At 65.6% G+C, this 18,926-nt stretch carries 21 protein-coding genes and 1 pseudogene; 13 read left to right on the forward strand and 9 right to left on the reverse strand.

Annotated features, from left to right (window positions below; all coding sequences use genetic code 11):
* Nucleotides 1–42: 42 nt before the first annotated feature.
* The 5 genes and pseudogenes from L1080_RS27700 to L1080_RS27720 form a co-directional block, all read left to right on the forward strand.
* Nucleotides 43–171 (forward strand): annotated as a pseudogene (locus tag L1080_RS27700) (Lsr2 family DNA-binding protein); the annotation flags it as partial.
* Between the two features lie 466 nt (nt 172–637).
* Nucleotides 638–910, forward strand: a complete 273-nt coding sequence (locus L1080_RS27705; protein ID WP_250766887.1) for a hypothetical protein — start codon at nt 638–640, stop codon at nt 908–910.
* 153 nt (nt 911–1,063) lie between these two features.
* The gene (locus L1080_RS27710) at nt 1,064–1,255 is read left to right on the forward strand and encodes a phospholipid scramblase family protein (RefSeq protein WP_250766890.1); all 192 of its coding nucleotides are present in this window, start codon (nt 1,064–1,066) and stop codon (nt 1,253–1,255) included.
* Nucleotides 1,256–1,356: 101 nt separating this feature from the next.
* A complete protein-coding gene (locus tag L1080_RS27715) occupies nt 1,357–1,629 on the forward strand; it encodes a hypothetical protein (protein ID WP_250766893.1) in 273 nt (90 codons plus the stop codon).
* A 132-nt stretch (nt 1,630–1,761) separates the two neighbouring features.
* A complete protein-coding gene (locus L1080_RS27720; RefSeq protein ID WP_250766896.1) occupies nt 1,762–2,232 on the forward strand; it encodes a hypothetical protein in 471 nt (156 codons plus the stop codon).
* Between the two features lie 38 nt (nt 2,233–2,270).
* Here L1080_RS27720 and L1080_RS27725 read toward each other — a convergent pair whose 3' ends face one another.
* Nucleotides 2,271–2,426, reverse strand: coding sequence for a hypothetical protein (locus L1080_RS27725; RefSeq protein WP_250766899.1), 156 nt, complete (start codon nt 2,424–2,426; stop codon nt 2,271–2,273).
* Between the two features lie 521 nt (nt 2,427–2,947).
* Nucleotides 2,948–3,088: a hypothetical protein gene (locus L1080_RS27730; RefSeq protein ID WP_250766915.1), complete on the reverse strand. Its 141-nt coding sequence runs from the start codon at nt 3,086–3,088 to the stop codon at nt 2,948–2,950.
* Nucleotides 3,089–3,417: 329 nt separating this feature from the next.
* Here L1080_RS27730 and L1080_RS27735 point away from each other — a divergent pair, with 329 nt between their 5' ends.
* Nucleotides 3,418–4,020 (forward strand): hypothetical protein, encoded by a 603-nt coding sequence (locus L1080_RS27735; RefSeq protein ID WP_250767896.1) that lies wholly within the window; start codon nt 3,418–3,420, stop codon nt 4,018–4,020.
* Here the strand turns inward: L1080_RS27735 and L1080_RS27740 are convergent.
* The 5 genes from L1080_RS27740 to L1080_RS27760 all read right to left on the reverse strand — a co-directional run bounded on the left by L1080_RS27740 (nt 3,964) and on the right by L1080_RS27760 (nt 7,124).
* Entirely contained in the window at nt 3,964–4,398 is a 435-nt protein-coding gene (locus L1080_RS27740; protein ID WP_250766918.1) for a hypothetical protein, read from the reverse strand. The two genes, L1080_RS27735 and L1080_RS27740, sit on opposite strands and share 57 nt — an antisense overlap.
* Nucleotides 4,399–4,804: 406 nt before the next feature.
* Nucleotides 4,805–5,293: a hypothetical protein gene (locus L1080_RS27745; protein ID WP_250766920.1), complete on the reverse strand. Its 489-nt coding sequence runs from the start codon at nt 5,291–5,293 to the stop codon at nt 4,805–4,807.
* Nucleotides 5,294–5,727: 434 nt separating this feature from the next.
* A complete protein-coding gene (locus L1080_RS27750) occupies nt 5,728–6,333 on the reverse strand; it encodes an FHA domain-containing protein (RefSeq protein ID WP_250766922.1) in 606 nt (201 codons plus the stop codon).
* Nucleotides 6,330–6,659 (reverse strand): hypothetical protein, encoded by a 330-nt coding sequence (locus L1080_RS27755; protein WP_250766924.1) that lies wholly within the window; start codon nt 6,657–6,659, stop codon nt 6,330–6,332. Before L1080_RS27755 ends, L1080_RS27750 begins: the two co-directional genes overlap by 4 nt.
* 192 nt (nt 6,660–6,851) lie before the next feature.
* On the reverse strand, nt 6,852–7,124 hold the full coding sequence (locus L1080_RS27760) for a CD225/dispanin family protein (protein WP_250766926.1): 273 nt from the start codon (nt 7,122–7,124) through the stop codon (nt 6,852–6,854).
* A gap of 269 nt (nt 7,125–7,393) precedes the next feature.
* Between L1080_RS27760 and L1080_RS27765 the strand changes: the two genes are divergently transcribed.
* From L1080_RS27765 to L1080_RS27780, 4 genes are all read left to right on the forward strand, one after another.
* Nucleotides 7,394–7,792, forward strand: a complete 399-nt coding sequence (locus L1080_RS27765) for a hypothetical protein (protein ID WP_250767899.1) — start codon at nt 7,394–7,396, stop codon at nt 7,790–7,792.
* Nucleotides 7,793–7,798: 6 nt separating this feature from the next.
* Nucleotides 7,799–8,086 (forward strand): hypothetical protein, encoded by a 288-nt coding sequence (locus tag L1080_RS27770; RefSeq protein ID WP_250766928.1) that lies wholly within the window; start codon nt 7,799–7,801, stop codon nt 8,084–8,086.
* Nucleotides 8,087–8,526: 440 nt separating this feature from the next.
* Entirely contained in the window at nt 8,527–9,237 is a 711-nt protein-coding gene (locus L1080_RS27775; protein ID WP_250766930.1) for an LURP-one-related/scramblase family protein, read from the forward strand.
* Between the two features lie 278 nt (nt 9,238–9,515).
* Nucleotides 9,516–10,451 carry a DUF4344 domain-containing metallopeptidase gene (locus L1080_RS27780; protein WP_250766933.1) on the forward strand — a complete coding sequence of 312 codons (936 nt, stop codon included), beginning with the start codon at nt 9,516–9,518 and terminating at the stop codon, nt 10,449–10,451.
* 207 nt (nt 10,452–10,658) lie between these two features.
* Here the strand turns inward: L1080_RS27780 and L1080_RS27785 are convergent, their stop codons facing one another.
* Nucleotides 10,659–10,946 (reverse strand): hypothetical protein, encoded by a 288-nt coding sequence (locus tag L1080_RS27785; protein ID WP_250766936.1) that lies wholly within the window; start codon nt 10,944–10,946, stop codon nt 10,659–10,661.
* 345 nt (nt 10,947–11,291) lie between these two features.
* Here L1080_RS27785 and L1080_RS27790 point away from each other — a divergent pair, with 345 nt between their 5' ends.
* Nucleotides 11,292–13,127 (forward strand): serine/threonine-protein kinase, encoded by a 1,836-nt coding sequence (locus L1080_RS27790; RefSeq protein WP_250766940.1) that lies wholly within the window; start codon nt 11,292–11,294, stop codon nt 13,125–13,127.
* Between the two features lie 134 nt (nt 13,128–13,261).
* Here L1080_RS27790 and L1080_RS27795 read toward each other — a convergent pair whose 3' ends face one another.
* A complete protein-coding gene (locus tag L1080_RS27795; RefSeq protein WP_250766944.1) occupies nt 13,262–13,981 on the reverse strand; it encodes a hypothetical protein in 720 nt (239 codons plus the stop codon).
* Nucleotides 13,982–15,251: 1,270 nt separating this feature from the next.
* Between L1080_RS27795 and L1080_RS27800 the strand changes: the two genes are divergently transcribed.
* On the forward strand, nt 15,252–16,358 hold the full coding sequence (locus tag L1080_RS27800; protein WP_250766947.1) for a hypothetical protein: 1,107 nt from the start codon (nt 15,252–15,254) through the stop codon (nt 16,356–16,358).
* 170 nt (nt 16,359–16,528) lie between these two features.
* Nucleotides 16,529–17,629, forward strand: coding sequence for a BTAD domain-containing putative transcriptional regulator (locus L1080_RS27805; RefSeq protein WP_250766950.1), 1,101 nt, complete (start codon nt 16,529–16,531; stop codon nt 17,627–17,629).
* Nucleotides 17,630–18,926: the final 1,297 nt, after the last annotated feature.

The following is an 18,926-nucleotide window of genomic DNA, read 5'->3' on the forward strand; positions in this document are numbered from 1 at the left end:
CCTTGCGCGTTCGACGATTGCCTGCGAAATTCGGAGAACCATATGGTGGTACCGCCGAGGGGTTCTGAAGGATCGGCGAAGAAGACGACCAAGGCGATTCGTGAGTGGGCGATCGGGGAGGACTTGGAGGTGTCCTCCCGCGGCCGGATTCCGGCGGAAATCGAGCAGGCTTCCATAATGCTTTGCCGACGGTGAGGGCGAGGGGGCGGGCGAGGGGCGGCCACGGGGTGAGAGTGTCGGTGAAGAATCCCGACAACACGGTCAGGACCAGCAGTGGGAAGACCACGGCGATCCACCGGGCGTGGTCGTCGAGTGGTGTTCCGGAATCGGGACACCGAGGTCGTCAACGCCAGGTTGAGAAGGGAGAAATCGAACATGTGGGCTGGAAACACGTTCCACCGTCTTTCGGTGGCCGCTGCCGGACCGAAGTTGACCGGGGCGGCGGGTGTCGTGCAGCCCGTCGTCGGCTCTTCGGCGGCGGGCGGCAGTTCAAATCTCAGGTGATGGCTAATGTTGAGCTGGCGGGAACCCGGATCCGGACCGATCCGCGGGGAAGCCTGGCCGGTCTGGTGGGGGCGGCAGCGCGTGGGAACTCGGCATCGAAGGCCGTCATGACCGGGACGGCATCCGCGACCAGGTGCGGCGCGATGCGAACATCGACGATCCGGTCGGTGGTGGCGGGGGAATGCTGTTCACCGCGCCGGTGCTGGTGGTCGATCAGCGGGCCAAACTGATCGAGCTGGCGGCGGAGTTCGCGGTGTACGACCAACACGGTAAGCCGCTCGGTTCGGTGCTGCAGGTCGGTCAGTCCACCACGAAGAAGGTGGCGCGGTTCATCGGACGCCTCGATCAGTTCTTCACCCACACTATCGAGGTACACGACGTCGAGGGGCGGTGCTGTTGCGGTTGACTCGGCCGAGGAAGATGGTCAAGTCGACGATCGTCGTCGAACGCGGCGACGGACAACGGGTCGGGGAAATCAGGCAGGACAACGTGTTCGGTGCGATCACCCTTTTGTTGTCGGCGGACGGCGTTTTCGGTCGGCGCGATCAAAACCGAGAACGTGCTGGCGTGGGACTTTTCGATTGTCGATGCGTCTGACACCGAAATCGCCCGGAGCAGCAAGACGTGGGCGGGGTGGAACAAGGCGCCACTGACCAATGCGGACCAGTATGTCGTGCAGATTCCCCGGCGGCTGCCGGATCGTTGGCCACTCTGGTGGTTGCGGCCACCGTGTCGATCGACCTGGCGTTGAAACAGGACGACAAAGGCTTCAGTGTGTTCGATCTGATCCCGTGGTGAATCATTCGGGATCGTAAAGTAATCGATCCGGAAACCGTAGATCGAAAGTGCTCGATGAACTTCCGAAGGAGCGGGCTTTCTCGGCGCGCGGCTTGGGTATGGGGGCGGGCGGGAAGCCGGTTCCACGAGTGGCTCGAGGTGCGCCCGTTCCAGGCCTTGCTGCCCACCGCCACGGAATACTCGGTGAACGAGATCCCGCTCCGGAGCCTCATCCCGAGCATGTTCGCCGATGCCGTGCAGGACGCCCTGATCGAAGCGGACCGCATGTGGCCGACCGTTGCGGACGCGAAGGGCGGCCTGGTCGCCTGGCCGGGTGCGGGTTCTTGACGCGGCTCGGGCGGACGCCGCCCGGTCTGGGCTATAGGAGGTGGTAGATGTTTACCCCTGTGGGGAGTACCTCGTGCCGATCTCGACGTCAATCCTAGTACTTAAACACTTTCGATTCGATAGGACACGTACGTGTACAAGTTCTGGAATATGATGGCGGCGGTCTGCGGGACCGTCCTGATGGCCGCCGCCCTCGGCCTCCTGGTATTCGCCGTCGATCCGTCCCCGCCGCGGATATGGGGCTTTCTCGCACTTATCGCATCCGCGGCCGTGTTCGTGGGACTGTTTCGCCGCCGTGAAAGTGACTCCGACCGGGCAGTCACTCGCGCACTCAAACGTGCAGCACTGCCCCCGGACGCCGAGCCGAAGGCGTGGAACAGCCTGCTCGAGCGGAGGCAGCGTCAGCTCAGATCCTCCCGTACCGGTGCGATCGTGTTGCTTGCCTTGTTTGTCCTGGCGATCGGAATGGACATTGCGGCTTTCGGGCTATCCGACCTCGTGATTCCGGCTCTCCTGATGGCCTATCTCGGCTGGGCGCACCACAAGCTGTGGATAGTCGGTGAATTGCTGACCCGTCTCGACGGCGTCGACTTGGCAAGTTGAATGCACTCGCACACCACCGTAGTCCTTAATCGATGTACCTACGCGGCGCCCCCGACGATCCGCCTCATGCGCTCGCTGTGCCCTTCCGACACTTGCCGAATGCGGCCCGCACGATGGCAGCCACCGTAGGTGGCGGAGACGACGGTGATGGTCGGTGCCCACAGCCGCCATCCGGGGTGCCTGAGCTCGGCCACCGTGCCTCCGTGTGGGTCACGAGGGGTATTGGGCTCAAGACGATTTGGTAACGCAGTGGCGGTAGATGATCGGGATGCGACGATGCCCAATCGATTACGGTCGCGCAGCACCATCGATGAAGTTGTGGTGGCCGGCGCGAAGGCGACGTCACTGCGACGAGTGATCGGCCAGGAACGGGTGCAAGAGACCGCGAACCAGGTGCATTCTATTCAGGCGATGTCTCGACAACTCTCGCTCTTCTCTCTCTCGAAAGCGGTCCGCCGGAGTCTGTGAAACAGGCTGTACAGGAAAACTGTGTACATGCCGTGCCTGCATCATTGCGATCTGCTGACATCGCGGTGCGGTAGCCGCGATACGGGTCGCCTGCCGGGGCGACGACTGCCTCAATCGTCTGCCCGGCGTTGTTATCTGCGGACGGCGGTCCATTTGAGGCCCCAACGGTAGGCTGTGGAGACTCCGGATTTGGTTCCGTTGATGTATCGCACTTCTCGTGTGACGGTGAGTTCGGCCTTGTCGTTCTTCAGGAGGGTGATTTGGGAGCTGCGAGCGCGACCACCGACATGTCGATCAGGTGGGCCACGGTCTCGTCGAAGCTTGCGTTTACTATCGGGTTTCCGCTGGCGCGCAGCTGCTCGTATACGGCCAGAGTGGACACGGTCATGTTGAGCAACCCATGGTGAGAGGGCGGAAGGAACCGATCCGGCGTCGCACGGGTGCGGCTCGAATCCCTCCCCGTTGCGACGCATCCGCGGGGGCCGAATTCGATTGAGTGATTATCTATGTCCACGGTCCGTGAGAATTCACCAGCGGATTGATCCGGCAAAGCCGATCGATCCGCACGATCGGAGGCAACCTTGTCAGCTGTGACCATCTACGGGTGTCGGTCCTCGGTGACGAGCCGTTCTGACGGAAGTGATGGCCGGGCGTCAGGATGTCGGCCAGGGATCACTACAACACTCCAACGAACAGGCTTGTGCAGAAGGATTGTTCATGGACTCGATCGGCAACCCCGCACCAACGGCGGATGCAGCCCGGCGCAATGACGATCTTGACCTGTCGTGGCAGCGGATGTGCGACGGACTTCGCAACGCCTCGAAGATCGTCATGACCGATCCGGTGTCCGCCGACCCGGCGATGCGGGCCGCGGGCTACTACCGGTACCTGCTCAACCTCCTCAACGCCGGACTGGAGCAGGAGGTCTTCAGCACCGACCCGGAGTGCCCGGAAGTCGGTCACCTCCAGGACGACCGTACCGAGCCCGCGCATGGCCAGGGCGCCGACAACCTCGATCGAGTCCCGGAATGCACACCACCGCCGCGCGGGCCGACGCCATCACACGGCGCGGTCGGCGGCGGCGAATTGTTGATCGCACGGTTGGGTTGCCGGCACGAATATTTGCGGTATTACGACGTGATCGGACTTCTGCCACCAGTCGGCGTGGGCGCGGAGCGTGGAGGAATCCGGCCGACTGCCCGGGCGGACTTCCGAAGATCTGCCCGCAGTGCGCGTTCCTGCCGCTGGGTAAGGAGCTCGATATCAGCGAGCACCGAAGTTCGGTGTCCCCGTGTGTCCTGGGCTGATAGCGGCGAGTAGAGTGTCGGCTCGCCGCACCTGGCGATGCATCCAGAACGCGCTGACAAGTGCCATGGCAGCCAACCCGACGCGCACCCAGGTCTGAAGGGAGCCCGCACCCTCGTCGGCGAGGTTGCCGAGCGCGAAGAGTGACATGAGGAGGCCGGCGGCCAGCATCGGCCAGCGGCCGCGTGCGACTGTCTGTCGGTTCTCCACCAGTCGCCACCGCCAGGACCAGACGTCTGCGTTCGGCGGCAGCGCGCCGTTCTTGATCACCATGGACACCTCGCGTTGCGCGGCCAGCTGTGGGCTGCGACCACTTCTGATCAGCCAGAGTGGCACGAGGTATGCGGTGAGGCCGCCCACCACACAAGCAACAATAATGACGATCGGATCCATGTCGGCCTCGGTAGGTAGTGGTTGGTTACGAATAACAGGATCCGCCGGATTCCCGCTCGCGGAAACGCATCCTAGGGTTGGAAATTTGACCCTTCGTTCGGCTGCCGACGTTCAGTTCCGAGTGCATGCACGTTGTATCGGGGTGGCGGCGAGTGGGGACCCGCGAGGTTACGCGAGTTCGTGTATTGGGTGCTCGGGCGGGGCGCGGCCCGATCACTACCGGCGTCGGTCTCGCCGTCGAAAGGCCTTTGTCGTTCCGATGCGTTTCAAGGTCGGTATCCGCGAGCATCTCGACGCGGATCTACCCGAACGCCTCGTCGAATCGTACGGGCGCCACGTGGCGCAGCGTCACCCCTTCGGGTGTGGCCGGTTCTTCCCGCTGGTGGTGGTCGGGGTTGGGTGTTGTTCAGGGGGTGCGGTGTTGCGGTGGTCGAAGGTTGGTGGGGAAGTGGTCGATGGTGTGGAGTTGGTGGATTGCCCAGTACAGGAAGCAGATCAGGAGGAAGGGGAGTGCGGCGTCGCCGCGGTCGGGGGTGTATCCCGCGGTGATGGCGATGCCGTATCCGATGACGGTGGCGGTGAGCAGTGCGCCGCCGAGCGCTATGGACTGACGCAGGTGCCGGCGGCGGTGGGCCAGGCGGGTGTGCCCGGGTGTGGGGGCGGGGTGGGTGTGGTTGGTATGGGCGCCGGTGCGGTCGTTGTCGCGGGTGCGCCGGTGGAGCCGCAGGTAGACACCGATCCCGACCGTCGCGGCCCAGACGGCGGTGCCGATGCTCACCGCCGGATGGGTGAAGGCGTCGGGGTCGGGTAGGAGGACGAGTAGGGCGGCGGTAGTGAGGATCCAGATCGCCATGGCGGCGATCCAGGCGAGGACGATGTGCCAGAGTTGGTCCACGACATGACTCCTGTGTCGAAATGTACGGCTCACCGATGAGTCTTCCGCGGCTGGTCGAACGTTGCCAGATCCCGGAGGGGTGAGATTCTCTTCCCTTTTGCTCGGTGTCCGGTTGGTGGGCAGGAATACCCGCGCCGCGCCTTCCGGTTTCGGGGCGAGGGGGGTGCGTTGCTCGGCTCATTGTTGGGTTGTGTCGAGGTGGAGTGCTGAACTTGCTGTGGTGCCGACGATTACCTGTCAATTACGTGAATTTCGGGGTGATGTGCGTATCCGGGAGGGAGGTCGGTGACGGCGCCCCACTGCGGCAACCACGCGGACACCGACACCCACCGAGTTTCTTCTGGTGCGTGGGACGTGCGGGGGTGACATCTTCTGTGCGGCAGGGGCGGTCGGCGATGGGACCGGCGGTGGGGTGGTGATCGAGAACGGAGGGGTCAGGGGTTTGGGGTGGCGATGTTGTTGGTGAGGGTGAGGGCGACGAGTCGGCCGCGTTTCTCGTTGCGGGGGAGGTCGTCGATCTGGAATTTGCTGCAGAGTGCGCGCAGGTGGGATTTGACGGTTTCGGTGCTCAGGTGCAGGGCGTCGGCGATGTGTTGGTTCGATGCGGGGAGGGGGTGGTCGGTGCCGGCGTGGAAGGGTCGGCACAGTTCGGTGAGGACGGCGTGCTGGGCGGGGGTGAGGTTGGGGGGTGTGTCGAGTGTGTCGCCGATGCCGGTTTCTCCGCAGTCGGTTTCGGGCTCCGCGTGGTAGGTGAGGGTGCTGTCACCGATCCGGATGATGTCGCCGGGGTGCAGGGTGTGGCGTCCGCGTATGCGGGTGCCGTTGACGAAGGTGCCGTTGCAGGAGAGTTTTTGGTCGGTGATGGTCCAGTAGCTGCCGATACGTTCGATGGTGGCGTGGAGGCGGGAGATGTCCGGGTCGGTGGGCAGTGACACGTCGGCGTGCGCGGAGCGGCCGATGATGAGCTGGGACCGGTCCGGGGTCAGCGGAAGCTCGTGGGTGTGTCCGTGGTCGGTGTAGGTCAGGGCCGGGTTCGTCACGGGCGGTGCTCCTTTCGGTACGTGTTCGCCAGGACGGGCGAGGTGGTGGTGGCCGGTTTCAGCATCTGCTCGACGGTGTGGAGCAGTTGCCCGATCACCAGTGCTGCGGTGATGCCGAGGGCGAGTGCGATCGGGCAGGCGAGAGGTAGCCAGGGGATGAGGGTGTCGGCGAAGAATCCCGACACCACGGTCAGGGTCAGGAGCGGGAAGATTGCCGCGAGCCACCGGGCTCGGGACAGTTGGTCGTGGTGTTCGATCAGGGCGGCGCGTTGGGCGTGCCCGGTGTCGTCGGTCGGTGGGTGGTCTCTGTCGGTGCGCGACGTCATCGGAGTGCTTCCTCGTGGTCGTGGTCGTGGTCGTGGATGGGGTGGTCACCGCGTTCCGGTCCTTCTAGCGTCGTGCGCTGGGGCTACTTGCGTTAGCCACCCTGGGGGTGGCTGTGGCCACCCCCAGGAAACTGTGCATCTCTGGATGTCTGCGTGAGTGCGTGTTCTGCGTGGCTAGATGTTGGATGGCGGTCAGGCTTGGAAGGCCGAGATCAGGCACCATGCGGTGAAGAGGCCGCCGAGGCACACGGCGATGATGCCGAGGGTCCGCGCCCGCGAGGATGCGGCGTCGGCGCCGTGGAGGTCGCCACCGTACCAGCGGGGGAACACTTTCAGTGCGTCGCTGAACGCGAGAAACGCGAGGGGCCAGAAGAACACCACAGCGGCCACGACCCACCCGACGTTCGAGGGCGTGGGCGGTGACGGCGGAGGGGTGTGCGGCGTGGTCAGTTCGGGCTGGGTCATGGTTGTCCTCCGGATGAGCGCGGTGTGGATGGTGGTGGGTATGTGCCCCGTTAACGTTGCGCCACGCCGGTCTTCGGGCGCATCCCCGTCAGGGTGGATGTGCGCTTACCCCTTGCGGTCACTGCAATGTTTCTGGCGGACCGGGTATTCGGAAAACTTCGGGGGTGGGCGATGTTCACCCCTGAAGGGGACGAGGCACCCCCGCGGCGTCGGGCAATGTTGACGGCATCGAGAGCACCACCCCCACTGAGTCACCGGAGGAACACACCATGTCGCACACCACCACGTCCACCAAGTCCGTCAAGACCGCGGTCCGCACTCTTCTCGTCGGCGCCGCCGCAGTGCCGATGCTGATCTTCGGGGCGGGTGCCGCGTCCGCGGCGCCCTTCCCGTTCGATGTGCCGATCAATATCGGTTTCGAGAACAACCAGCAGGGCGGCAACGGTGGCAACGGCACCGGCGGCGCCGCCGGCAACGGCAACAACAACACCGGGGGCAACGGCACCGGTGGTGCGGGCGGCAACGTCGGCGGCGGCGGAATCAACATCGGTTTCGAGAACAACCAGCAGGGCGGCAACGGCGGCAACGGCACCGGCGGCGCCGCCGGCAACGGGAACGGCAACACCGCCGGCACCGGCGGTGCCGGCGGCGGCGTCGGTACCCGGTAACGGACCATGTCGAACAGGACCACGATCGGTGCGATCGTTGCGGGTGCCGCCGCGGTCATCGTCGCCTTCGGGTGCGGATTCGCCGCCCAGGCGGACGGTCCGATCCTCGGCCCGGCCGCGGTGGCCGGAGTTGCCGTCGCGGACAACCCGGGCGCCGCGGATTGTCAGCCGGGTACGCCCGGGAGCGGCAGCCGGGGCGGTGACGGCGGCGACTGTGTCGGCGGCTCCGCCGGTGACGGTGTCGGCAACCGCGGCGGCAGCGGTACGGGTGGCGCCGGCGGCAACGCCGGATAACCGCCGCCGCGAGTGAACAACCGGAAGGGGTGAACAACCCTGCCCACCGTTGACCACCACTCCACCATCGACGACCGGTGCTCACCGGGGCGGATGTGCCCGGCGGGCACCGGTCGTCGCCGCATCCGGCCGCCGGACGAGACGGTTCGGTAGGTGGGTGTTGTTGTTCCGGTGCCGGGGACACCGATGTCCTCGGCACCGTTGGTCACTGTCACTGTTGGTCATCATCGCCGTCAGGGCGGAAAGGGAAGGGAAACATGGTGCACAGGCGCGTATTTCGCCGATCGTCGGGGGTCGGCGCTCGCCCGGAGGAGCCCGGAAGCGCCGGCGGCGTGCGTCGCCGTCGTCGGCTGTTCGCGGAGGTTGAGCCTGGCGGGGACCCGGATCCGGACCGATCCGCGAGCCCACACGAGCCCCCGGGTGAGGGTAGTGCGTGGGAAGTGAGCATCGAGGGTCGGCACGATGCGGATCGCATCCGCGACCAGGTGCGGCGCGGGACGAACATCGGCGACCCGGTCGGCGGTGGTGGCGGAACTCTGTTCACCGAGCCGGTGCTGGTGGTCAATCAACGGGCCAAACTGTTCGACCTGGCTGCAGAATTCGCCATCTATGATCAACACGGCCACCCGATCGGCTCGGTCGTCCAGGTCGGTCAGTCCACCCCGAAGAAGGTGGCGCGATTCATCGGACGCCTCGATCAGTTCTTCACCCACACCCTCGAGGTGCGGGACACCAGTGGCGCGGTGGTGCTACGTCTGATTCGGCCGGCGAAGGTGGTCAAATCCCGGATCGAGGTCGATCGCGGCGACGGGGAGCCGATCGGGGAAATCAAGCAGGACAACGTGTTCGGTGCGATCACGTTCTCGCTGTCGGCTGACGGTGTGCCGGTGGGTGCGATCAGGGCCGAGAACGTGTTGGCCTGGGACTTCTCGGTGGTCGACGAGTCCGGCACCGAGGTCGCCCGGATCAGCAAGACATGGGCGGGCTGGGGCAAGGAGTCGCTGACCAACGCCGACAAGTATGTCGTGCAGATCCACCGGCGGCTGCCGGGTCCGTTGGCCCGTCTGGTGGTTGCGGCCAGTCTGTCGATCGACCTGGCATTGAAACAGGACGACAACGGCTTGAGCGTGTCCGATCTGCTCCACTGGTGATCCGGCTGGGGCACTATAGGATTCGATGCAGCGAACTTGCAACGGGCGGTTCGAGGCGGGTGCGAGGTTGTGCGAGAGACACTGTCGTCCGGCTGCCGATGACGACCTGCGCCGCGCCTGGCGGCCGCAGGTCCACACCGGTATGTCCAGGGGCCATTGCTTTCGCTTGATAACAAACATGATTCCGCAGAAAGACAAGCCTCTCTGGTGACAGAGGGCTTGCTACAATTTTGCCACGCCCCGGCATTTCACGACACGGTCTTGTGGAGATGATTTCGATGGCTGCACTGCATGCTCGGCTCCACTGGTCCGCGGCGGTTGCTGTGGTACTGCTCGCGGCGGTCGTGGGGTGTTCGTCGGGCGGCGAGGACAGTTCGGCGTCGGAGCCCACGGGCGCCACGTCGAGTCAGGTGCCTGACACGGGCAGGTTCGTGCCCGAATACGAGCATGCGGCCCTGTCGGAGATGGCCAAGGCGGGTCAGGATATCGCCCGCGACAACGAGGTGATCGAAGACCTGGCCGAGGCGATGGGGGAAGTCTACAAACTGCCCAAGGACATCCCGGTCGTCGGCATGGAATGCGGCGGATTCAACGCCTTCTGGGATCCCGAGGCCGACCAGATGGTGTTGTGTTACGAGTTGTTCACGGTCGCCGAGGACTACGCGAGACTGCAGGCGGAGGGCCGAACCGACTACTTCGACCTGTACTTCGACGGGGTCACCCGGATGATCGCCTTCCACGAGTCCGGGCACATGGCAATCGACGTGTATGCGCTGCCGGCCACGGGACGGGAGGAGGACTCCGCCGACCAGGTCGGTGCCCTGCTGCAATTGACCACCCCCGGGCCCGCCGGGGTGGCGGGCGTGGCTGCGGCGGCGGACTTCTGGTTCGACATCGCCTCCGATCCGGCGAGCCTGAACGCACAGGCCTTCGCCGACAATCATTCGCTCAACCAGGTCCGCGGCTACAACCTGCTGTGCTGGGATTACGGTGCCCTTCCCGACGTACTCGGTGTGCTGTTGGCCGAGCCCGGAGAACCGGAGCAGAAGGGGCAGCTGCCGGCGGACCGCGCCGGGAGATGTCCGGAGGAGTACAGGCAAATGCTGAAGTCGTGGACGACCCTGCTCGAGCCGTACATCAAGGTTGAACTCGGTGTTCCCGCCGAGGTAGCGAGCGCCTCCCCGGGTGCGACGTCGACGACGCCAACCCGGTAACCCACCGACCGCACCGTGGTCCCGGGGCGCGGTGGTTCGGCGGCGCGGTGGACCGGTCTCGGTGAGGTGTGCGGATGTCCTGTCGGTGCGAATCCGATCGCATCCGGCACGGGCACAGAACCACTCACCCTGGAAGGGCAGGCGCCCTTGGGACGGCACTTGTGCTGCGCGACCCGGTGGCGCGGGCGCGGTGACCGGGTGCCCGGGTCAGTGCTCGATCCAGCGAGGGGGAGGTTCGGTGCGACCGTCCTCGCCGTCCTCGTCTGGGGGTGGAAGGGGCTTGTCGGATATGGCGGACAGTCGTCGCCGCAGTTCGGCGACCTGCTCGGGGTCTGCGTGTTCGGCCCGACGGTCCCCGATTGCTCCGAGAACGAAGACCGCGATCATGGGCACCACGAGGACGCAGATTCCGATGATTATGGTCGTGGTCAGGAGCGGCCCCGACCCGTGCGCGGGCGGATCAGGGGGCAACAGCCCGGGGGTGCGACTGAACATATGCTGATTCCTCCGTCGGGTCGCCGGTACACCAACAATTGTCGGTCCCCGCCGCCGCCGCGAACACCCCCCTCGGGTGCAGAAGGTAGCACCCCCGGGTCCTCCCGCCAGGGGGCCGAGTCGTTCCCCGGGGCGTGCCGGCGCCCCGGCACCGCTCTCGAGGACTGCCGTCCGGGATCGTCCTGGCCGACCCCGCGCCGACAGGCACGCGGCGTCGAACGGGCTTGAGCGTTTCGTCGACGTGCATATGGGTGTCGCCGATGTGGATGGTGGCGGGTGGTGACGGGGTTTACTCGGCGTCGTTTCGTGCGGTTCACTGAGGACGATCGGGAAGGTGGAGGCGGTGTGAGCGATGCTTTGGCCCCTGGTGCGGCGGTCGCCGGTTACACGATCGAGCGGGTGCTGGGCCGGGGCGGGATGGGGACGGTGTACCTGGCCCGGCACCCGACCCTGCGTCGGAAGGTGGCCTTGAAGGTTCTCGATTCGTTCTGGCTCGACAACGATTACGTGCGTGGTCGTTTCGAGTCCGAGGCCGATCATGCGGCGCTGCTCGACCATCCCAACATCGTGACCGTCTACGACCGGGGCCGGGCGGGGGACCGGTTGTGGATCGCGATGCAGTACGTGCCGGGCGTGGATGCGAGGGCCGCGGTGGCGTCCGGGCCGTTGGAGATCGGCCGTGCCGTGCACATTGTCACCGAGACGGGGCGGGCACTGGACCACGCGCACCGAGCGGGGATTGTGCATCGTGATGTGAAGCCGGCGAACATTCTATTGACGCCGGAGGATCCCGAACGGGTGTTGCTGACCGACTTCGGTACCGCTCGGGCGCTCGATGACACCGCGCATCTGACGAAGACGGGAATGCTGGTGGCGACGTTGCACTACGCCGCCCCGGAGCAGATCACCGGTGACGATCTCGACCATCGGGTGGATGTGTATGCCCTCGGGTGCACGCTCTTTCATCTGTTGACCGGGGTTCCGCCGTATGGCGGGGGCTCCGCGCCGGCGGTCATGCATGGTCACCTACACGGGCCGATTCCGCGGCCGAGTGCGCTGCGGCTCGGCCTGCCGGTCGGCTTCGACCTGGTGGTGCGTCGTGCGATGGCGAAGAACCGCGACGACCGCTACCCGACCTGCCGCGAGCTGAGCGAGGCCGCCGGAGCCGTTGCGGGCGGTGTCACCGAAGTCGATACCCGGCCCGCACTCCCGGTCCTCGATCATCCCGGACCGCCGGCCGTATCGGCGGAAGCAGCAGGGGCGGCGGTGGGCGGCGGTGTGATCGAGGAGGGCGCCTCACCGGTCTCGGGTGCTCGGGACCCGCGGCGGCGTCGGCGAGCGGTGCTCCTGGCCGCACTGCTGGCGATGGTGGTCGCGGCGGCCGCGGCAGCAGCGTATGTGCTGTGGCCGACGACGCCGAGCACCAGTGCGCAGGCGGTGGTGCCGTTTCGTGATCTCGACGATCCGTTCGGGGTGGCGGTCGACGGTGACGGGAACGTCTACGTCAGCGATTACGCCCGCGACCAGGTCGTGATGTACGAACCGGAGTCCGGCATCCAGCGGACTCTGCCGTTCACCGGGCTGTCCCGTCCGATGGGCATCGCGGTGAGCGCCGAGAACACCGTGTATGTCGCGGACTCGGTGAACAACCGGGTCGTCGCCCTCGCGCCGGCCACCGGACGGCAATGGGACCTGCCGTTCACCGGGTTGCACGTGCCGATCGCGGTCGCGGTGCGCGGTTTCGGGGACGTCTACGTGGCCGACGTCCTGAACAACCGTGTCGTGGTGTCACCGCATGCCTCGGTCACCCCGACGGTGGTTCCGTTTCCTGTCGTGATCGGCCCGTACTCGGTGGCGGTCAACGACCGGGGTGATGTGTATGTCACCACGGCGAACAGCGCCGTCAGCGTGCTGAGCGCCGCGACGAACACCGTGTCGGTTCTGCCGTTCGACGACATCGAAGGGGCCGATGGCATCGCGGTCGGCCCCGAAGGCGAGGTGTATGTCACCGATAACCGGAACAATCGGGTCCTGCTGCTGTCTCCCGGTGCCGAGGAACAGACCGTGCTGCCGTTCACCGGGCTCAGCTCACCGGTCGGTGTCGCGCTCGGCCCGCACGGCGAGGTGTATGTCGTCGACGCCGAGAACACACGCGTCGTCATGCTTCCCTCGCAGAAATGATCGGTTTGGCTTCATCCCTGCCGGGAAGATACTCGGAGAACATCTACACATTGCACGACTTCGGCGCCGCCGGCCAAGGCATCACCAAGGTCGAGGCGGCCTCCCACGCGCGCCGGCGGCGGTAGGAGTTCCCGTTAGCCGAGCTCCTTGACTCGGTCAACTTGGGCGACGAAGGCCTGCTCGAAATCTTCGAGTTCGGTGAGGTGGGAAATCTCGCCGCTCTCGGTGTCGGTGAGTGAGGCGACGACGTTGAGCTCGCTGACACGGGCGATCAGCATGACGGTGGCAGTGCGATTTCCGTCCCCGTCGGTGGTCGTGACGGCCAGTCCCGCGGATTCGTCGGCGCGGCTTGCCGGCGGCTCGTAGGCCGATGTCCGGGCCGTCGAGGTGACGCCGAATGCTGAGACGGTGACGGTCGAGCATTGTTCGAGGAGCTGTCGGGTTTCGCCGATATTCGCCGAGCCCTCACCGACCACGACGGACAGCATCCGCAGAGTCCCGGTGTCGGCGTCCATCGCCCATCCGCCGGTGAGGAGGGAGGTGTCGGGGTGGGTCTGCTCACCCGGGCTCACCGCCCCGCATTCCGGAGGGCTGACCGCGATGTTCTCCACGGGTACATCCACGTCGGGCAGATCGGCCTCTTCTTCCGCGTCGCCGGGTGACTCGAGGAGCGCGGAGTCGAACAGAACGTAGCCGGACGGTAGGTCCTCCTGGGTGATCAGCACGCTGCTCGGTGGCGGGTCGGCCGCCGCGGTCCCGGTTCCCGCGGCCAGCAGTGACCCCGCTCCCACGGCACCGAACACCGCCCGCCGCCACAGCGAACGCTGTCGTGGTACCGATGCCGGGTCGTTCATGGTCTCGAACACTGTGTCAGGGCCTCTCGTACCGTTGGGGGTTGGTCAGCACCCAGTGTTGTGGGGGGAGAGCCGGCGAGACACCCCCCAGAGGGGTGGTTTCGCCGCCACCCGGCAGCAGCCGGTCAACTTCGATGTGATCCGGCGAGATGTACGCGCGGCGAGCTCCGAACCGCGATCCGACTGCAGCCCCCGCAAAATATGCTGTTGTGCAATATTATTCGTGAGCATTGTCCCGCGGTCGAAGAGGCTGGGGTCAACGCGAAGAGAGGCAGGGATCCGCGGCCGGGGCACGCCGTCACACCGATACCCACTCGGCCGACCACCGGACGGTGCTCGCGCCGGTGGCGTGGGCGCTGACGCTCATGGCCACGCTGTCCGCTCACAGCCTCCCTTGTAATCATGGTGGTGGCGCCGGCGGGAGCTGCCTCTGTGCTGTGACGTCCCCGAGCAGTGCACAGACGCTGCCGCCCACAGGGCTCAGCCCCCGATCGGCGTCTTGGTCAGCTGACAGCGCGAGGTGTCTGTCGTCGACGTCGAGAACACACGGGTTGTCAGGGTGCCCTCAACGAACTGTCCTGCCCATCGAATCGGTACTGCCTGGCAACGACATTCGGCGAAGCTCGCACGACACCGTACGGGTTCGACGTTCCCCCTGGCCGGTATTGGGCCGAGTCGGTCGCGGACCCGCCCACTCAGGCCCACACTCCACGCCGACATCCCTCCCCGCAAACGTGCCGAACAAGGTGGGATCCGCGTCCGATACGGCCCTGTGGCCGGACATCACGCCCGCCGAGGCCAAACGCGCGCGACCGCGCCGAGGAATGCGGCATCGACCGCAACCACCGCAAGGCACCACCCACCCGCGTCGAAGGCGCCCGAGTACAGGGCTGGACCGACTCGGTGCCCCCGTCCTCGCCGATCCCGACCGCCTGACCGGCTACGTCAAAGCGTCTGAATTGCATCGACGTACACAGAAGTATTGACAGAATCCGCACCCGGCAAACGTAGTGCCGGGCTCGAGCGCGTCGCTCACATCGGCTGCACCGCCTCTTCAGTGGTTTACCTCATTGAACCGCAGCGAACCACCGCCGGGAATCCCCGGATGAGGAATCGAACGCCGATGCCGGCTCGCGCACCGCGAGAGCAATTAGCGACTGGTAAGGAGTCGATTAGCGCTACAGGCGAACCTTTTCACAGCCGAAACCAGACGGCTGACATCCGGAAAGGAAACTTCATGAACCCAATGCGATCGAACTACGTTCGCCACATGGCTTCGGCCGTCGGTATTGCGGCGGTCCTGGCAGCGGCGACAGGGCTAGGCACCGCAGCGGCTGCGCCCAGCCAGGCCGCCGGGGCGATCGCGAATTTCATCGCGCTTAACGGTACGACCACGGAGGTGCAGGCAGACTCGGTGAGGTACTGCAGCACGGTAGGCTTCGGAATCCCATTGTCCAGCGGTCAGGAACTGGCGTTCGACGAGGTGCAGAGCATTGATGTCCTCGCCGCTGATGACAGATTCGAGCCGAATGGGACTGCATCACTTCAGATCACGCTGGTAGACGGAGACCTGCTGCAAGACAGCATGCCCGCCAACTGCGACCTGTTCGGGCAAAACGAGATCGGCCGATTCAGCACTTCTCTGCAGGACCTGCAACGACTCGAATTCACCCGGCCGGCTGAAGCGGCGCCTGCGCCGCGGTCGCAGCCGGAGCAAGAGGAGCAGGTCCCGGTTCCGCGGTCGCAGCCGGAGCCGCAGCAGCAGGGGCCACAGACGGATCCGAAGACCGATCCGAAGACGGATCCGAAGACCGATCCGAAGACGGATCCGAAGACCGATCCGAAGACGGACCCGAAGACGGATCCGAAGACCGATCCGAAGACCGATCCGAAGACGGACCCGAAGACGGACCCGAAGACGGACCCGAAGACGGACCCGAAGACGGATCCGAAGACGGATCCGAAGACGGACCCGAAGACCGATCCGAAGACCGATCCGAAGACGGACCCGATCGAGGACCCCCTCTGCCCGACTATCCCCGCGTTCTGTGACGGACCGGCTCCTGATCCCGCGCCTGCACCGGAGCCTGCTCCAGCACCGCAGCCGCAGCCGGAGCCTGCTCCAGCACCGCAGCCGCAGCCGCAGCCGCAGCCGCAGCCTGCTCCTGCACCGAAGCCGAAGCCGGAGCCTGCTCCTGCACCGCAGCCTGCTCCTGCACCGCAGCCGCAGCCGCAGCCGGAGCCTGCTCCTGCACCGCAGCCGGAGCCTGCTCCTGCACCGCAGCCTGCTCCTGCACCGCAGCCGCAGCCGCAGCCGGAGCCGGCTCCTGCACCGGAGCCGGCGCCCGCACCCGACAAGGTCTCTTCGGGCGGGTAGGCGCCACAACGACGGAGTGCACTCGAAGAGTTCTTCTGTCCACACCGATGGGCCCTCGCTTCCCGCTGGCGAGGGCTCCATCGGTGTGTCGAGGGGTTTCCGGGCGGAGATGGGCGGAGAGCCCGGAGGGACTCGGTGGTCGGAGTAAGTTCGAATCCGTGGACGTGCGGGTGCTTGGCCCAGTGCAGGTACTGGTCGATGGGCGGTCGCTGTCGATCGGAGGGCGCAAGTCACGGGCCGTCCTCGCGGCGTTGGTCGTCCATCGTCGCCGGACGGTTTCGTCGGCTGCGTTGGCCGATGCCGTGTGGGATGGGAATCCACCGACCACGTTCGCGGTAAGCCTCCAGGTCTCGGTGTCGAACCTGCGCAAGACGCTACGCGAGGAAGGGCTCGTCGCCGAACGCCTCTTACGAACAGCGGCACCCGGCTATGTGCTCGATATCAGCGATGACGACTGTGACGTCGGCCGTTTCGAGACTGCTCGAGCGGCGGGGGCCCGCGCCACGAATTTGTCTGCGGCCGCCGACCTTTATCGGTCCGCGCTCGACGAATGGAGCGGGGAGGCCCTTGCAGACCTGCGTGGCCTGTCATTCGCCGAGGAGTTCGCGACCGCGCTCGATGAGGAACGGTGGCTTACGGTCTCCGCACGGATCGCGACTGACATCGCCCGCGGCCGGTCCTCCGCCGTGATCGGGGAATTGCGATCCCTCGTCAAGGAACAACCGTTGCGCGAACCCCTCTGGGGACAGCTGATCACCGCGTTGTATCTGTCCGGGCGCCAGGCCGACGCGCTCGAGGCCTGCCGCACGGTCCGAGCGACCCTTTCCGATCAGCTCGGTATCGACCCGAGCGCCACCCTGGCACGGCTCGAGCAGCAGATTCTCCGCCAGGAGCCGATCGAGCCGCAGATCGAACGGCGCGAGGGAAACGTCGTTCTCGGAACCACCACTGTCGTGGAGCCACCGACGACGATGGGCCGCTGCCGGTTGCGTGTGTCCGACGGACGGGTTCTCGACATGCCACCTGAAGGCATTCGGATAGGGCGGATGGCCGACAACGATCTGTCACTCGATGATGCGAAGGTCAGCCGCTATCATGCCGAGATCTCGTCCAGTCGTATCGGATTGGTGTTGCGTGATCGGGAGTCGACAAACGGGGTCTTTGTCGACGGGCTTCGCATAGCCCGGGATGCCGTGCTGTGGAATGGCGCGGAGATCCGCATCGGTTCGACAGCGATCACGGTGGAGGTGCTCGACTCGACTTCGGAGTAATCGGTGTCGTGACGAGTGACGGAGCCGGTCCTCGCAAGGGTGCGCGCCGGGCGTACCGGGTTCAGCTCCCCGCCCGCCCGATGCCTTCCCCGTCCGGCCGGCCACGTCGAACCCGCACGCGCATCTCGGTCTCCACCGAGAACGCCTCTTGACCGGCGTTGTTGGACGGATCAGCACGCCGGAGACCGTCGAGAGCGAGGACCTGGAGAAGGCGAAACGTGACCCACGATTTCGCACGGTGTCCGGCGTGTGGGCGAAGTTGCGACCCAGTTGAGTCGAACTGATCTCCGACAACGAAACTGTGCGACTGAGCCAACTACCGATGGCCGAGCGCAAATACGAAAGCATTAATTAGTGAATGAACTAATGCGTTAACGACACCACGAGCGGTCCGGACGCATACCTTAAACATGCAGCTCAGGCCCAGTAGTCACCTGCAATTGGTGCGCTCGTGCCTCCCGGCACCCGTCTCAGATGGTGGTGCCCGGTCTACTCGGCTCTCCCTAGTCTCCGGACTATCGGGGTATGTGGACGAGCCAGATCCAGTCCTGGTGCGGCAGCTCGCAAGCCACCAACACTCCGCCCCGCGCTACGCGCTGCCAATAGTGGTCTCGCGCGTAGCCTGCGGGCATGAGCGAGACGTGGATTATCTCTGACGAGCAGGAATGGATGCCTGAGCCTCAATACGACCCACCGGCCGGTGGTGTGTTGCTGATGTAGCCACATGGGCGCGGGCATCTCTCGTTCTATGAGGGGGTTTGGTATCGGATGAGGGAAGACCAGCCGCCGGGTCCGATCACTGCGGGGGAGGCTATGTCGCTTCGACCCCTCGATGTCGCGACGATTGTCAACGTCAGCCATGGGTGGATGCTGCATCACGCACAGTCACAACGCGCATGGGCACTGAGCGACGAGGTCAAGGATGGCGCTCAAGCCCTAGTTCGGAGGACTCTGCAGTTGGCTGGCGTCCTCGGATAAAAATCGGGGGACTTGCCAGCCCCCGCTCGAGGGGTGGGAACCGTATACGCCAGAAAGGGGCCGCGGACGGTGGCCTGCCCAGGCCTGCCGGAAAGAGGCTGTTGTCACCAACCGCAAACGAGCAAGGCCGATTCGGACGATTTCTCGGACCGGCCAGGGGGGTCGCCGTAGTATCCGCCGAAAATCGGGCGGGTTTGGCGTAGCCGCTGGTTGGGGACGGAACACCTAGGTGGGCCGATTGCCCACCCCACGGTTGATTTCCGGGTGGCCGAGCGAGCGGAAGCTGAGATGACATCGCGGACACAGGTCACCGCGCCGG

The organism is Rhodococcus sp. MSC1_016 (assembly GCF_023667485.2).
Classification (GTDB): Bacteria; Actinomycetota; Actinomycetes; order Mycobacteriales; family Mycobacteriaceae; genus Rhodococcus_F; species Rhodococcus_F oxybenzonivorans.

Excerpts from the sequence above, each read along its gene's own strand:
- L1080_RS27715 (WP_250766893.1), top strand. The coding sequence starts at position 1,357 with ATGAACTTCCGAAGGAGCGGGCTTTCTCGGCGCGCGGCTTGGGTATGG.
- L1080_RS27730 (WP_250766915.1), bottom strand. The coding sequence starts at position 3,088 with ATGACCGTGTCCACTCTGGCCGTATACGAGCAGCTGCGCGCCAGCGGA.
- L1080_RS27735 (WP_250767896.1), top strand. The coding sequence starts at position 3,418 with ATGGACTCGATCGGCAACCCCGCACCAACGGCGGATGCAGCCCGGCGC.
- L1080_RS27740 (WP_250766918.1), bottom strand. The coding sequence starts at position 4,398 with ATGGATCCGATCGTCATTATTGTTGCTTGTGTGGTGGGCGGCCTCACC.
- L1080_RS27755 (WP_250766924.1), bottom strand. The coding sequence starts at position 6,659 with ATGACGTCGCGCACCGACAGAGACCACCCACCGACCGACGACACCGGG.
- L1080_RS27760 (WP_250766926.1), bottom strand. The coding sequence starts at position 7,124 with ATGACCCAGCCCGAACTGACCACGCCGCACACCCCTCCGCCGTCACCG.
- L1080_RS27765 (WP_250767899.1), top strand. The coding sequence starts at position 7,394 with ATGTCGCACACCACCACGTCCACCAAGTCCGTCAAGACCGCGGTCCGC.
- L1080_RS27770 (WP_250766928.1), top strand. The coding sequence starts at position 7,799 with ATGTCGAACAGGACCACGATCGGTGCGATCGTTGCGGGTGCCGCCGCG.
- L1080_RS27780 (WP_250766933.1), top strand. The coding sequence starts at position 9,516 with ATGGCTGCACTGCATGCTCGGCTCCACTGGTCCGCGGCGGTTGCTGTG.
- L1080_RS27785 (WP_250766936.1), bottom strand. The coding sequence starts at position 10,946 with ATGTTCAGTCGCACCCCCGGGCTGTTGCCCCCTGATCCGCCCGCGCAC.
- L1080_RS27795 (WP_250766944.1), bottom strand. The coding sequence starts at position 13,981 with ATGAACGACCCGGCATCGGTACCACGACAGCGTTCGCTGTGGCGGCGG.
- L1080_RS27800 (WP_250766947.1), top strand. The coding sequence starts at position 15,252 with ATGGCTTCGGCCGTCGGTATTGCGGCGGTCCTGGCAGCGGCGACAGGG.